The organism is Cardinium endosymbiont of Culicoides punctatus, from assembly GCF_004354815.1.
Lineage (GTDB): Bacteria > Bacteroidota > Bacteroidia > Cytophagales > Amoebophilaceae > Cardinium.
In genome coordinates, this window is the sequence record NZ_QWJI01000002.1 from 70,385 (window position 1) to 84,888 (window position 14,504).

The window sequence follows — 14,504 nt, forward strand, 5'->3', positions numbered from 1 at the left end:
TTTTAGATGACTTTTGCACCTGTAGACTTTAAGGAAAACAACTAATACATGTTATACTACTTATTTAAGTATTTACATACTACGTTTCATTGGCCTGGAACAGGTCTTTTTAAATATATCTCTTTTCGAGCAGCTATGGCTACAATGAGCTCTTTTGTAATAACTTTTTTATTAGGACAGTTTTTTATAAATTTTTTAAACAGAAAGCAAATATTAGAGTCTAATCGATTTCTTGGATTGGGGAAAGAATATATAGGAATTAAATCAAAGACTCCGACGATGGGAGGGATACTCATTATTCTTGCTACAGTTATACCGACCCTGCTTTTTTCAAAGTTGCATAATATTTATATTATTCTACTCCTAATAACAACGGTCTTAATGGGAATAGTAGGATTCTTGGATGATTATATCAAAGTCTTTAAAAAAAAGAAAAATGGACTAAGTGGATGGATAAAATTATTGGGACAAATCTTTTTAGGCATTACAGTGAGCACCATTCTTTTCTTTCATAAAGATGTGGTAATACGTGAGCTATCTATAACTCCCCATGAAATATCTACAGTACTAAACGACCCAGTCCCCTCTCCCGCTTATAACGACGTAAAGTCTACCAAAACAACGATCCCATTTTTTAAAAGTAATGAACTTGACTATGCCCAAATAAGTGCTATGCTATTGGGTAGCAAAAATTATACATGGATACTTTATATGTTGGTGGTTTGTTTTATTATTGCCTCCGTTTCAAATGGAGCAAATTTAACGGATGGACTTGATGGGCTGACTGCAGGTACGTCTGTTATTGTTGGCACTACGTTGGCAGTACTTGCTTATTTGTCTGGCCATATAGTATTTGCAAAATATTTGAATATTATGTATATCCCAAACTTAGGAGAGCTCGCTATTTTTTGCTGTGCATTTGTGGGAGCATGCATAGGTTTTCTTTGGTACAATACCTACCCTGCACAAATATTTATGGGTGATACAGGAAGCCTAACCGTTGGTGCCATTATTGCAGTAGTAGCCATTTGCATTCGAAAAGAATTATTAATTCCAATCTTATGCGGCATCTTCTTATTGGAAAATGTATCTGTTATAGTACAAACTAGTTATTTCAAATACACAAGAAAAAGATATGGAATAGGCAAAAGAGTATTCAAAATGGCTCCTCTACATCATCACTATCAGAAACTAGGATGGCATGAATCAAAGATCGTAACACGTTTTCTTATTCTAAGCCTTTTATTTGCTATTGCTACGCTTATAACACTAAAAATCAGATAGTTGTACACCATACAGATAGGTTAGCGCTTTTGACTGTTAGTCGAAAGATTACTGATTCAAGCACTAATGGCGCTATTCCAATTGGTGGTGGTTTAGTGTGTCAAGAACACAAAAGAGAAATCTAAATCATTGGCACACTCAAAACCAACTAAATGATGTATTATTTGAATACCTGCTTGACTAATTGATTTAAAAAATGCATATTAATATATGGTGTTTTAAATATTTCTTAATCTAAATACCTAATAGTTAATTATATATAAAAATAAAAAAACAGTGGTATACCTTAGAAAACATATAGCCTTATTAAGTATAACGTCCTTTTTATTACAAGCGTGGAGTTGTAGCAAGAATGACTATGCACCCTTTCAAGAAACTAAAAAACGAGCTTTGGATGAATGGAGTACTGATGAACCAAAATATAAAAAAAGAAAATTACAAGATGACAGTAATGACTCTGGATACGACTCTGGATACGATGTTGATGACGAACTAAACGAAAGAACAGCCTCACACACAAACTTTAACTTTAAAGACGAGATTGAAAAACTAAGAAAAGCCACTGATATACAAAGAGGTATTAAGTGGATCCTTCAAGGAGACACACTGGTACGAGATGCTACAAATGCAAATGGAAAGGTGTACGCTGCAGAAGATTATGCCATACAAGTACTGAATATACTCCGTGCGGCAAAAAAAATATGTGAACTGTATGGAAAGGATGGCAAAAAAATGGATATCACGGCCAATAGGTTTATGGACAATTTTAGGCATATCTATGTACAAGAAAATGAAATTTTTTGTATAAACAAACTACAACAAATAAACACCAAGACAGTATCCTATCTTAAAAAAAATGTCTTTACAGAACTAACAGAAAATGAAATAAATGAGAAGTTAAGACTGGCAGAAAATTACGTCGGACTGGATGATATACACTACAATATCACTACCAAATTTAAAATTGAAGATAAAGAGTTTGCCTTAGAAGACAAAAAATGGTTAAAACTAACACAAGAACAACAATCCAGTTATAAAAACAGAAAAGAAGCTGATTGGTATAAACGTTTGGATTCTTTTGAGCAAAAACTCATTGATACATATTTTGATAAATTTTTAGATGGAAACCACTATATTCCTACTCAAATTCGAAATATTCCCGGATGCAAAAATGCGTACAGAAAAAGATTGATCATGCGTAAAAATGGCCAAGAAATTGTATTGGCTCGTTACTATCATAGTGGCGCATTCGCTTCATTCGTTCCAAATCCATCTATCAGTAATAATATAAATGTTAGTAATGATATAGCTACGAATAACTGGCAACAAATATTAGAACATTCTAGAAAAAAAACAGTAGAAGTAATGTCCTTAAATAATAAGGTTATTATAGAACGTCTTGGTTATAATGAAAAACATATTGTGGAACAAATGGAACAGATAGTAGGGAAAGATTTTATGTATTTACCAATAAATGGGCTTGGAATAGGTACAATACCCATATATAAAGATCATGTAAATAATCTTGTGCAAGAAGCCAATAATTATAAAGAAAAATATCCAAACCTATTAAATAAAACTTATTTTGAGAAGTTAGATATACTGAAACAGTTTTCTGAAAAATCTGATAAAAAACATGTTTCACGCCAAAGCATAAACGTGTCTGGTAATCATTATGCTGATATTGCAGCTGATTATATTGCGTGTAAAACCATATTAGAGGAACGTAAAAGCGAATCAAAAGCATCTGTGCTGTTTAGTTGTAAAAGTGGTAAAGATAGAACCGGCTTTATCAGTTATTTAGCTGACGGATCTATTATACATACATCTTACCCAGAATTACCTATAAACACAATCCATATTACGCTAGCAAACACCTCACATTATCAATTGCTAGCTGGTTTAAATGGAGGCATGCCTGGTAGATTTGGAATGAAGCCAGTAAAAAAAGATCAAACAACACGTGATGCTAGAACCGCTAACATTTTGTTTCCGCAAACGGCTAAATGGACCAATATCCCTTTACTAGACAACAATAGTCAAGATTCCAATTCTAGAAAAAGAAGACACCGTTAAGCATACTGTTCATCACGTGAAATGAAATATCAAAGCTGTATTTTTAGATCGTTGAAATTAAATACGTATGCTTTATAGTCTAAGCATTACCATACATTTCATTTTCCAAACGGTCTCAAGAGTATATTTACATTATCTTACGCTTTTCTATCAAACTTTTTCGTTAAATTTGAAACTGCCATAGTCATTAAATAATTAAGATTTTATCTATCAAGATAAAAATTGCGTATACATATGAAAAAATACCAGGAACACCCCCAACTCCATTTATCAGATGTTGCAGGTGTAATCAGAACGTTTTGGGAAGAAAATAAGACATTTACGAATTCTGTAACACAACGTGCAAGTCAAGAACCATTTGTATTTTTTGAAGGCCCCCCCTCAGCCAATGGTGCACCAGGTGTACACCATATTCTCGCCATGACCGTAAAAGATATCTTTACAAGATATAAAACCATGCAAGGCTACTACGTACGTCGTAAAAGTGGTTGGGATACCCATGGTCTACCCGTAGAACTTCAGGTCGAAAAAAAATTAGGCATAACAAAGGAAGATATTGGTAAAAAAATTAGCATCATTGACTACAATGAGCAGTGTAGAGAAACGGTTATGACTTATACCAGTGAATGGGAGGCAATGAATAAAGAGCTTGGATACTGGAAAGACAATACACAGCCTTATATAACCTATGATAGAAATTATATTGAATCTGTTTGGTATTTAATAAAAGCACTCTATAACAAAGAACTAATTTATAAGGGATATTCTGTACAACCCTATTCTCCTGCTGCAGGAACAGGTTTAAGTTCGCATGAACTCAACCAACCAGGCTGCTATAAACTTGTAAAAGACATTTCCATTGTTGCACAGTTTAAGATAAGAGATAAAGAAAATGTGTATTTTTTAGCATGGACCACTACTCCATGGACACTACCAGCGAATAGTGCACTAGCAGTAGGAATTGCTATAGAATATGTCAAAGTAGCTACTATTAATCCTTATACACACCTTCCCGTGCAAGTAATCTTAGCAAAAGATGCTGTAGAACGTTTTTTTACAGCCCCCCAAACAGCTGTTGCCACTCATAAACAACATCATCAAGAAGATAGTACAGTACTCCCTTGGGAAATTACAGAAAGCTACACAGGATCAGAACTAATAGGGTTATATTATGAACAACTCTTACCCTATGTAGCACCACAAGGAGATGCCTTTAAAGTCATTGCAGGTGATTTTGTAACTACTACAGAGGGTACTGGTATCGTACACATTGCACCTACATTTGGTGCGGATGACTATCGTATCGCTCAAAAAGAAAATATCTCTGCAATCAGGGTAACCAACACGGAAGGTGAAGCAGTTCCAATTGTAGACAAACAAGGACGTTTTGTTTCGGAAATTGCTGATTTTGCAGGACGTTATGTAAAAAAAGAGTATGAGAATGACACAGACCTGCCAGCCGTAGACCTATTGATTACAACCAAGCTAAAACAAGAAAATAAAGCTTTTAAAGTAGCAAAATATGAACATAGCTATCCCCACTGTTGGCGAACAAATAAACCTATTTTGTATTATCCATTAGATTCATGGTTTATCAAAACAACGCTATATCGGGAACTACTTGTAGCATTAAATAACACCATTCAATGGAAGCCAACTTCTGTTGGTAAAGGTAGATTTGGGAATTGGCTAGAAAACCTAGTAGACTGGAATCTCAGTCGTGAGCGCTACTGGGGCACTCCATTACCCATCTGGCGTACCGTTGATCAACAAGAAGAGAAATGTATTGGCTCCATAGCAGAACTTACCTTTGAAGTAGATCAAGCGATACTAGCTGGCTATATGAAAAATCCACTTCCAGCTGATATTGACCTACATCGGCCTTATGTAGATGATATTATCTTAGTGAGTAGCAATGGACTACCCATGTACCGTGAAACAGCTGTGATAGATGTTTGGTTCGACTCCGGTGCAATGCCATGTGCACAGTGGCACTATCCATTTGAAAATCAAGAAATATTTGAGAAAAGTTTCCCTGCAGATTTCATAGCTGAAGGTATAGACCAAACACGGGGATGGTTCTTTACGCTACATGCTATTTCCACGATGATTTTTGAAATACCTGCTTTTAAAAATATCGTAGTAAACGGACTTGTTTTGGATAAAAATGGCAACAAAATGTCCAAAAGCATAGGCAATACCATTAATCCAATGGAAGTCTTAGGGAAATATGGCCCAGATGCTGTTCGTTGGTATATGATCAGTAATGCCAATCCATGGGATAACCTAAAATTCGATCTAGTAGGTATAGAAGAGGTAACTCGAAAGTTTTTTATTACACTGCATAGTACGTATAATTTCTTTGCACTTTATGCCAATCTAGATCACTTTTATTTTAAGTCAGAAAGATTGAATAACAGTGATCTGAACAAAAGTGATCAATGGATTATGTCTCGCTGTAACAGCTTGGTTGGCATAGTAACAGATTTTTATGAAAGCTATGAACCAACATTAGCCGCTAGGGCCATTCAAGATTTTGTTATAGATGATTTAAGTAATTGGTATGTACGCCTAAATAGAAAAAGATTTTGGAAAAATAGCCAAGACAAAGACAAGGAAGCTGCCTACCAAACATTGTACCATTGCCTCATAACGGTCAGCAAACTTATGGCACCAATAGCCCCCTTTTATGCTGACTATCTTTATAAGGCGCTCAATAGTGTTTCAGAAAAAGAAAGCCATAGCTCCGTTCATCTATTGGATTTTCCTCTAGTAGAAGAAAGCTTTGTAGATGTAACGTTAGAGAGCCAGATGCGTCAAGTACAAACCATTGTTTCACTAGCCCACTCTTTAAGAAAGAAATATAAAATTAAAGTGCGTCAACCACTACAGTGTGTAAAAATTTTCTCTAGATATTTAACAGATATGGAATCGATAGCTGACCTGGAAGAACTAATCAAATCAGAAATTAATGTAAAAAAAGTAGATTATTTAGATAGCACCAACCATCTAATACATAAAAAAGCTAAACCTAATTTCCCCGTTTTAGGTAAACGCTATAAAGACAAGATGCAGCCTCTTGCTGAAGCTATTTTATCACTTAATCAAGATGAAATACATGAATTAGAACAAGGAAATACACACCTATTGTGCATTGAAGGCGAAACCATTATACTGAATCTATCAGATGTACTTATTATTACAGAAGATATTCCAGGTTGGTGTGTGGCGACAGAAGGCACCATGACTATTGCATTAGATATTATCATCAATAAGGGATTACAGGAGGAAGGCATTGCACGTGAAGTAGTGCATCAAATTCAGAAACTACGCAAAGAGCTAAATTTTGAGGTACAAGATAAAATAACTATTAAAATACAAGAAGACGCTAAAAGCATTTGTGATGTTATTGCGTTATACAAAGACTATATTTGTGCAGAAACACAAGCGACACTGCTGAAATGCATACCACAACTTACAACAGGATCTACCATCTACGTAAACGATGTGACATTAACAATTCAGCTGAGCAAAGAGGGATAAAATTTATCGAGTCGCTAAGGAATTCCACACAGAGCTGTACGTGAACCGATCGCTTCATACGGCTCTTTGTGTTAGAAGCTTGATTCCGTGCCAATGATAAATAAACCTGGTGAATGATTTTTTAGTAAAATACTACTTACTATGCCCTTCAAGTAGTACTAAGGTAATCCTTGATAGCACTTCTAACTTCCTGTGCAGATAGGTTATTTTCCATTTTTCCATTTCTAGCTATGGATATCTGACCAGATTCTTCTGAAACAATTAGAACAAGTGTATCTGTTACTTCTGTAATGCCAATAGCCGCTTTGTGACGTAATCCAAAATTTGCAGCTATACTTATATTCTCAGTAACTGGCAAAATACATCTTGCAGCTACAATCTTATTGTCATGAATAATGACTGCACCATCATGTAATGGGCTATATTTGCTAAATATAGCTAGTAATAACCTAGAAGAAACTACAGCATTAATTAAATCACCAGATTCTTCATAATTCCTAAGATCAGCATCTTTCGTAAAGACAATCAACGCACCCGTATTACTACCACCCAATGCCTGAACGGCTTTAACTACTGGAGTAACATCAAACTCTATTTTTTTGTTTTTAAACCAAGGTGTAATATTTGATATAACCTCTCTGGTGGAGATGAGTCCTTTGCCCATACTTGACAAAAAATGACGTATCTCACGTTGAAATAGAATAACGGGTAAGACAGGACCTAATTCAATAAACTTTCCTAAAATAGCACCAAGCAGTTCAAGTTTCAATAGCTTAACCAGCAAATAAAGGAGGTATACAACAAAAAAACCAAAGGATATTTTTACCGTAATACTGCCTTCAATCAATTTATACATTCGATAGACCAAGAAACCAACAAGCACCATATCAATGACACGGACGAAACTAATGTCTATGGCATCAAAACGTGGTAGATTAAACGGCATCGGCAATAAATTTTTATGTTTACAACAGAAAATCTCTGAAAATACAAATAGTAAACTTATGGCAATATTACAGCAAGAAGTAATTTTTACCTAATTATCTGTTGCAAAAAACGACTTTGTTTCCATAAAAACAAATTTTCAGACAGATATCACATCATCCAGCACCAAGCCAGTAACTTACAAGGATAAATAAGGCATCATTTTTTTAGCCCAATTTAAATGATAAACAGGAAGTTTTTCAATATCATCTATCGTCGTAAACTGTTTATGATTTCTATAGTCTACAATTGCTTTTGCTATAGCAGGTGAAATATAAGGATGTGCAACCCACGCTTTAAAAGAGCTACCGTTAAGCGATAATTGTTTAGGTATATACTTTTCTGATATGGTTGTTTGTTTCATCAATCTACGTTGAAGGTGCACAGACAAACCATACACTTCTTTATATTGATCCAATGAAACAAATCCTCCTAACTTATTCCGATAGTTTATAATTCTAACAGCAAGCTTTTGCTTTAATCCTGATATAGATTCCAAGTCTTGTGCAGTAACCATATTTATATCTATTAAATCTACTTTACGCGCATTTTCTTTCAATAAGAGCAAGTTTTTCTCTAATAATATGATATCCTTGCTATGATCCAATGGTTTACTGTAGTACTGAGTATATAGTTTATATGCCCTTGGTGCAATACATAACAGTAACATTAGCATGATCATAGCAAAGAAGCCATTGGTTTCTGAATTAGAAAAATGAAAAGCTGCTTTAATATAACGCTTCATCTTATTGAGCATAGTATAAAAGACCTGTTGAGTAAGTGCCTATTTATTAGTTTTTGAATTAAAAAAAGGTTAAAATAGAGGGATGATTTTATAAACACATAATTAACTCTTCCCTATGGGGCTTAACATATAAAAAATTATCGAAACATCCATATTTTATGTCGTTTATTAGGGATAGATCTTTCTGAATGGCAAAAAATTTATTTTGTTTAACCCCACTTTGGCAATTCCATCTTAGTAAGCGCTATAAACGTCCTTGCAGGTACTACAAGCACGATCTAGGTAGTTATGGTTTCCATATTGTTGATTTACTACAGGAGTTATATTACTAGACCTTATTGCGTAAATAGATGAGTCCCAAACATCGGTTTTTGTACATAATAGTTTGAGTAAAGAAAAAATACATAATAGAATCATTTATGTCCTTTTATGATAAAAAAATGGCTTTTAAGTGAATTTTAGCCTACTGAAATGGGCCTAGGACTTAGGAAATAGGTCTAATGATTCATATAACTATATATTGTAGCTACTACAGCTTACTTGTCTCAATTTATGAATTGGGTTAAATTGCAGCAGACATAAAAATGTATACACGACTAAATATAATGCATTAAACAAAAGCTTATATCCATAAAAAAATGAGGAAGAATATTTATAAACCAACAAAGAAAAATACTTTGTTTGGTCGTTTAGAAAAGCAGCTTTATTTATTCAATAAAACACTTGGGCATGGCGTATCGACCTATTATTTATATCGTTTAATATATCTCTTTTTTTTAGGTTTGCTTTATATTTGGAATGCCCACTACCACGAAAAAATGTTGTATAAGATCAATCAAATGGAACCTATAGTAGATGGACTTCGTGTTAAATATATGGGATTACAATCTAGTTACATGTTTAATAGTAAACAATCAGAAATAGCCAAACGGGTTGCCCCTTTAGGTATTTATGAAAGCAAAATTCCACCTAATAAAATTAGAGATCAAAAACCTAAATAAGTGTGCCATTTATAAAAGATATATTATTACGTGCCAGAATAATACTACTATCTATTGTGGTTTTTATGATGGTTGTCACATGGAAAATAACCAGTTTACAGTTTACCGAAGGGGATAAATGGAGGAACTGTGCAAAAGTCACTCAATTAGAATACAGACCTATCTTAGCATCAAGAGGTAATATTTATGATCATGGAGGATCTTTATTAGCCACTTCTTTGCCTTTCTATACTGTTGCGTTAGATCCAACAGTAAGTTCAGACCAACTATTTGAAGAGGGCATAGATCTATTGAGCACGCATTTATCTGATTTCTATCAAGATTTTCCCGCTAACCATTATAAAGAAAAAATTATATGTGCCCGCAAAAAAAACAAAAAATATTTGATGATCAATAGTAGGTATATTACCCATGAAGAAAGAAAAAAGATGCGTCAATGGCCTATTTTTGCAAAAGGTAAATTCAAAGGTGGTGTTATTTTTGAAGAACAGTATAAACGGTATAATCCCTTTAGGGAATTAGCCCAACGTACCATTGGTGCGCATAGACAAACACATGGTTTTGGTATAGAATATTCATTTAACAATGCGTTAAAAGGGGTAGATGGGCAAGCACTCTACCAAAAAGTAGTGGGAGGCAATTGGAAACAAGTGCAGGAAAATACCATGATACGCCCTATCCATGGGTACGATCTCGAAACTACGCTAGATATCAACTTACAAGATGTAACGCAAAGCAGTTTATTGGCTGTGCTTGAAGAAACAAGTGCACAGAATGGCTGTGCCATTGTTATGGAAGTGGCTACTGGGGAGATCAAAGCAATGGCTAATTTCGCTCGTACACCATCTGGAAAATATTCAGAATCTTATAATTATGCTATAGGTAACCAAGGCGTTGTAGAGCCCGGTTCCATTTTCAAGTTGGCGTCCATGCTTGCATTACTAGAAGAAACGCAATGGCCTCTTGATAAGTCTATAGATACGGGAAATGGCATGGTTAAGTTTTATAACAGATATATGCGTGATGTTAAAAAAGGAGGCTATGGGTTACTTACGTTACAAGAAGTATTTGAAAAATCATCAAACGTAGGACTATCCATGGCAATTCATGAAGTTTTTGGTGATCATCCTCAGAAATTTATCGACTATATAGAAAGCTTATGCTTGCATAAGCCATTAGGTATAGAATTGGTGGGTGAAGGGAAACCTTATATCATAACACCAAAAAGTAAAATGTGGAATGGTATTACACTACCATGGCTATGTGTTGGCTACAATTTACAGATAACACCACTGCAAATGCTGACATTATACAATGCAGTAGCCAATAATGGAAAAATGGTTAAACCGATGTTGGTAAAGAATATAAAATCAGCTAGTGGTATTGTAAAACATTTTCCAACCCTTGTACTAAAAGAAAAAATTTGTTCTGATACAACGATAGGTAAACTCAAAGCCATGTTAGAAGGAACTGTAGAAAGGGGTACAGCACGACGCATTAAGTCTGGTTTTTATAAAGTAGCAGGCAAAACAGGAACCTCACAAAAATTAGTCAATGGAAAATATTCAGACAATCACCTTACTTCGTTTGTGGGCTACTTTCCTGCAGAGCAACCTCGATATAGTTGTATTATTGTCGTGGATAGTCCAGAAGGCGAGGAGTATCGTTATGGTGCAGATGTTCCAGCGCCTATATTCAAAGATATTGTAGACAGAATAGCAGGGAAGGACTTGGAAGCCATCGCACCCATTAATGGCTGCGTATCAAAACAATTCAGTACCAAAAAACTTTTAAATGTTGGGAATGCCCATGAGCTATGTTTTTTATATGCATCATTACATCTACCACTGCCTAAAATTTTGAACGAAGATGCGTGGATAGACGTACAGTTTCACCCTACTGAAACGGTTGCTCAGCCACGCAAGTTAGCATCTCAACAAAAGGTACCCAATATATTGGGTATGAAATTGCGTGATGCACTATGCCTGTTAGAACAGGATGGATTTGAAGTTTCCATAGAAGGAACGATTCATGGCAGTGTATCTAAGCAGTCTCTTATTCCATTTAGTATGATACCTGCTGACCGAAAAATATCTATTACCTTGAAATAACCATGAAAACACTTGAAACATTACTCGTTGGCCTTACTGTAAGGAAAATATTAGGCCCGACCGATATATCCATAGCTAAAATCTGTTTCAGTAGCCAACAGGTAGAGGCAAATAGCTGTTTTGTTGCTATAGCTGGCACACAAGTAGATGGACATACTTACATATCGGATGCCATAACAGCAGGCGCTACCGCTGTTGTTTGTGAAATACTACCAGAGCCATCTCAAATAAATAGTTCTGTAACATATATTATGGTACAAACTACGCCTATTGCATTGGGTATGATGGCCTCTAATTTTTATGACCACCCTAGTCAAAAGCTAAAAATAATCGCTGTTACTGGAACAAATGGCAAAACAAGTGTTGTCCACCTATTATACAATATGGTTGTAAAAATGGGTTATAAAGCAGGAATGCTTTCTACAATACACAACAAAATCTTAGATATAATCTATCCTTCTAGCCATACAACCCCAGATACACTACAGCTACACGCACTATTATATCAGATGGTAGAAGCTGGTTGTCAGTATTGTTTTATGGAAGCAAGTTCTCATGCCATTGTGCAAGAGCGCCTAGCTGGCCTAACTATAATGGGAGCAATATTCACCAATATAACCCATGAACATTTGGATTATCATCTTAATTTTGCACGTTACATTCAGGCTAAGAAAAAACTTTTTGACCATTTACCCAAAGACGCTTTTGCCCTTGTCAATAAACAAGATAAAAATAGCACCATTATGTTACAGAATTGCAAGGCGCAAAAATACACCTACTCCTTACAACACTTAGCTGATTTTAGGGCAAAAATAATCACTAATACCCTAGATGGTTTAGAGTTAGAAATAGATGGCAAACAGGTCTGGTTTCAGTTACTTGGTGCATGTAATGCAAGTAATATATTAGCTGCCTATGGGGTATCACAGTTATTAGGTCTGGATAGTCAAGCAAGTCTTGTCGCATTATCAGCCATCTCACCTATCTTGGGGAGGATGAACAAAGTGAATAATAAAAAACAGCAAGAAATCATTATAGACTATGCCCACACACCAGATGCAGTAGAGAAATTAATGGCTACCTTACGGGATATGCTTACCCGCAATAGTAGGCTAATCAGTGTGATGGGGTGTGGAGGCAATCGGGATAATAAAAAGAGGGCAATGATTGGAAAAATCTTAGCGCTACATAGTGATATTTCTATATTTACCAGTGATAACCCAAGAGATGAAGACCCACAAGATATTATACAGTCAATGGAAGAAGGGGTACCTCTTGCAACAAGACAAAAGATATTATCTATTGTAGATAGAGCTAGTGCGATCAAAACGGCCTGTTTACTTGCTACAGCTAATGACGTAGTCTTGCTAATAGGGAAGGGCCATCAACACTACGAAGAAATCAAGGGTGTCAAATATTACTTTTGTGAAGAACAAATTGTTCAAGAAATACTCTGTGATTCATTGGATACTGTAAGCCTAATGAGAAACTAGGTAAGTGGTTAAAGCATATTTAAGGGTTTTATATATGCTATGTTTAAGAGGAACTACTTGGATGGTGTTAAGTAATTTTTTATTGCAAATTCAAAAAATTACTATATCTTAGGATATCAAAATAAGTTTGGCCTTATTGCAAATACTTTATTGTTGAGGTGTCCTACCAAAAAGGTGGAAAGTTCATACCTAAGTTTATTGCAAAAAGCACACTTTTAGATTTTATATAACTGTTCAAAATAACTTTATTATGAGTGTATTACGTACCTTATCTTTGTCCATTGGATGTATGTTGGCTGGATGTAGTCAACAGCACCATGGTGACACGCATATGAACAATGGAGATACTTCCGAGACAGACTTTTCTAATAAAGAAATAGTGGAAGAAAATGCAAAAGTGAAGTCTGATATGTCAGAATTGATAGCATCTGCTGCGGAGCAATACATAGGCTCAAGAGGTTGGGGGTACAAATCTAAAAAAGGGTCTTTTGGATCTGGTACTTTTAAGAACCACTTATTTGTTGCTAAAGTAATTGCTGCTGCGGGCGAGGCTAGTTCATCTCCAGATGTTGTGTCTCAATTTCTGAAAGATCCACTCCTTGCTAGAGAATGGGGTAGTAATGTAGAAATTCCTAATTGGGAAATAGTAGATAGGCCACAAAGAGGTGATGTGGTAGCTATAGGCTATAAGAATAAAAGCATGGACGAGATGGGGCGTAGGTATTCCGGTGAGGTTGGCATTGTTGTAAATGTTGGGATTGTTGTATCTGGAAATTTTGGAGAATTTGTCTCTGTATCTTCAACATCTAATCGTGTTGAGCGTGCTTCATTGCCAATTGGATCTGATAACCCCCATATCTTTAGAAGATATGTTGGTCCTCCATGTGATTTAATAACTAGTTTGAAGAAATTAAGGAGAACATGCAGCATTCGAAAAGAGGCTTTTGAAGAGATTGTGTAAAATGTTTTTTTAGTTTTGTAATCACTGATCACTAAATCCATGTAATGAAAAATAACGGATTTTTCATTACATGGTAGGCTTTCTATTTCTTCTTATATGAACAACATGAAAATCTGTAAATATCTTTGTAGATTTGTAGTGTAACTAAAAAAAATAGCCAGGTCTGTTTTCATGAGAAATGATGATACACCTGTTACAGGTATCATTGATGTAGTCTTCTTTATTACTGCCTACATAGCTCATTAAGACATATCAAGCAGTAAAAAACAGCTAATTATCATTCATTATAAGTTTTATATAATAATA

General features: G+C 35.1%; 9 protein-coding genes. 7 read left to right on the forward strand and 2 right to left on the reverse strand.

Annotation, left to right across the window (positions count from 1 at the left end):
- Positions 1-48 precede the first annotated feature (48 nt).
- The 3 genes from mraY (at position 49) to ileS (ending at position 6,903) form a co-directional block, all read left to right on the forward strand.
- Positions 49-1,284, forward strand: coding sequence for a phospho-N-acetylmuramoyl-pentapeptide-transferase (mraY, locus tag CCPUN_RS00700; protein ID WP_133281668.1), 1,236 nt, complete (start codon positions 49-51; stop codon positions 1,282-1,284).
- Between the two features lie 276 nt (positions 1,285-1,560).
- Complete coding sequence (locus CCPUN_RS00705; RefSeq protein ID WP_133281669.1) at positions 1,561-3,360, forward strand: tyrosine-protein phosphatase; 1,800 nt, start codon at positions 1,561-1,563, stop codon at positions 3,358-3,360.
- A 234-nt stretch (positions 3,361-3,594) separates the two neighbouring features.
- Positions 3,595-6,903 (forward strand): isoleucine--tRNA ligase, encoded by a 3,309-nt coding sequence (gene ileS / locus CCPUN_RS00710; RefSeq protein WP_133281670.1) that lies wholly within the window; start codon positions 3,595-3,597, stop codon positions 6,901-6,903.
- 148 nt (positions 6,904-7,051) lie between these two features.
- On the opposite strand, the gene cdaA is transcribed toward ileS, so the two are convergent.
- Complete coding sequence (gene cdaA, locus CCPUN_RS00715) at positions 7,052-7,849, reverse strand: diadenylate cyclase CdaA (RefSeq protein ID WP_133281671.1); 798 nt, start codon at positions 7,847-7,849, stop codon at positions 7,052-7,054.
- A 177-nt stretch (positions 7,850-8,026) separates the two neighbouring features.
- On the reverse strand, positions 8,027-8,632 hold the full coding sequence (locus CCPUN_RS00720) for a ComEA family DNA-binding protein (protein ID WP_204594630.1): 606 nt from the start codon (positions 8,630-8,632) through the stop codon (positions 8,027-8,029).
- Positions 8,633-9,270: 638 nt separating this feature from the next.
- Here CCPUN_RS00720 and CCPUN_RS00725 point away from each other — a divergent pair.
- The 4 genes from CCPUN_RS00725 to CCPUN_RS00740 all read left to right on the forward strand — a co-directional run bounded on the left by CCPUN_RS00725 (position 9,271) and on the right by CCPUN_RS00740 (position 14,198).
- On the forward strand, positions 9,271-9,633 hold the full coding sequence (locus CCPUN_RS00725) for an FtsL-like putative cell division protein (protein WP_133281673.1): 363 nt from the start codon (positions 9,271-9,273) through the stop codon (positions 9,631-9,633).
- A 2-nt stretch (positions 9,634-9,635) separates the two neighbouring features.
- On the forward strand, positions 9,636-11,744 hold the full coding sequence (locus CCPUN_RS00730; protein WP_133281674.1) for a penicillin-binding protein: 2,109 nt from the start codon (positions 9,636-9,638) through the stop codon (positions 11,742-11,744).
- A 2-nt stretch (positions 11,745-11,746) separates the two neighbouring features.
- Positions 11,747-13,237: a UDP-N-acetylmuramoyl-L-alanyl-D-glutamate--2,6-diaminopimelate ligase gene (locus tag CCPUN_RS00735; protein WP_133281675.1), complete on the forward strand. Its 1,491-nt coding sequence runs from the start codon at positions 11,747-11,749 to the stop codon at positions 13,235-13,237.
- Positions 13,238-13,487: 250 nt separating this feature from the next.
- Positions 13,488-14,198, forward strand: a complete 711-nt coding sequence (locus CCPUN_RS00740; RefSeq protein ID WP_133281676.1) for a hypothetical protein — start codon at positions 13,488-13,490, stop codon at positions 14,196-14,198.
- Positions 14,199-14,504: the final 306 nt, after the last annotated feature.

Excerpts from the sequence above, each read along its gene's own strand:
- CCPUN_RS00720 (WP_204594630.1), bottom strand. The coding sequence starts at position 8,632 with ATGAAGCGTTATATTAAAGCAGCTTTTCATTTTTCTAATTCAGAAACC.
- cdaA (WP_133281671.1), bottom strand. The coding sequence starts at position 7,849 with ATGCCGTTTAATCTACCACGTTTTGATGCCATAGACATTAGTTTCGTC.
- CCPUN_RS00735 (WP_133281675.1), top strand. The coding sequence starts at position 11,747 with ATGAAAACACTTGAAACATTACTCGTTGGCCTTACTGTAAGGAAAATA.
- CCPUN_RS00740 (WP_133281676.1), top strand. The coding sequence starts at position 13,488 with ATGAGTGTATTACGTACCTTATCTTTGTCCATTGGATGTATGTTGGCT.
- ileS (WP_133281670.1), top strand. The coding sequence starts at position 3,595 with ATGAAAAAATACCAGGAACACCCCCAACTCCATTTATCAGATGTTGCA.
- CCPUN_RS00725 (WP_133281673.1), top strand. The coding sequence starts at position 9,271 with ATGAGGAAGAATATTTATAAACCAACAAAGAAAAATACTTTGTTTGGT.
- mraY (WP_133281668.1), top strand. The coding sequence starts at position 49 with ATGTTATACTACTTATTTAAGTATTTACATACTACGTTTCATTGGCCT.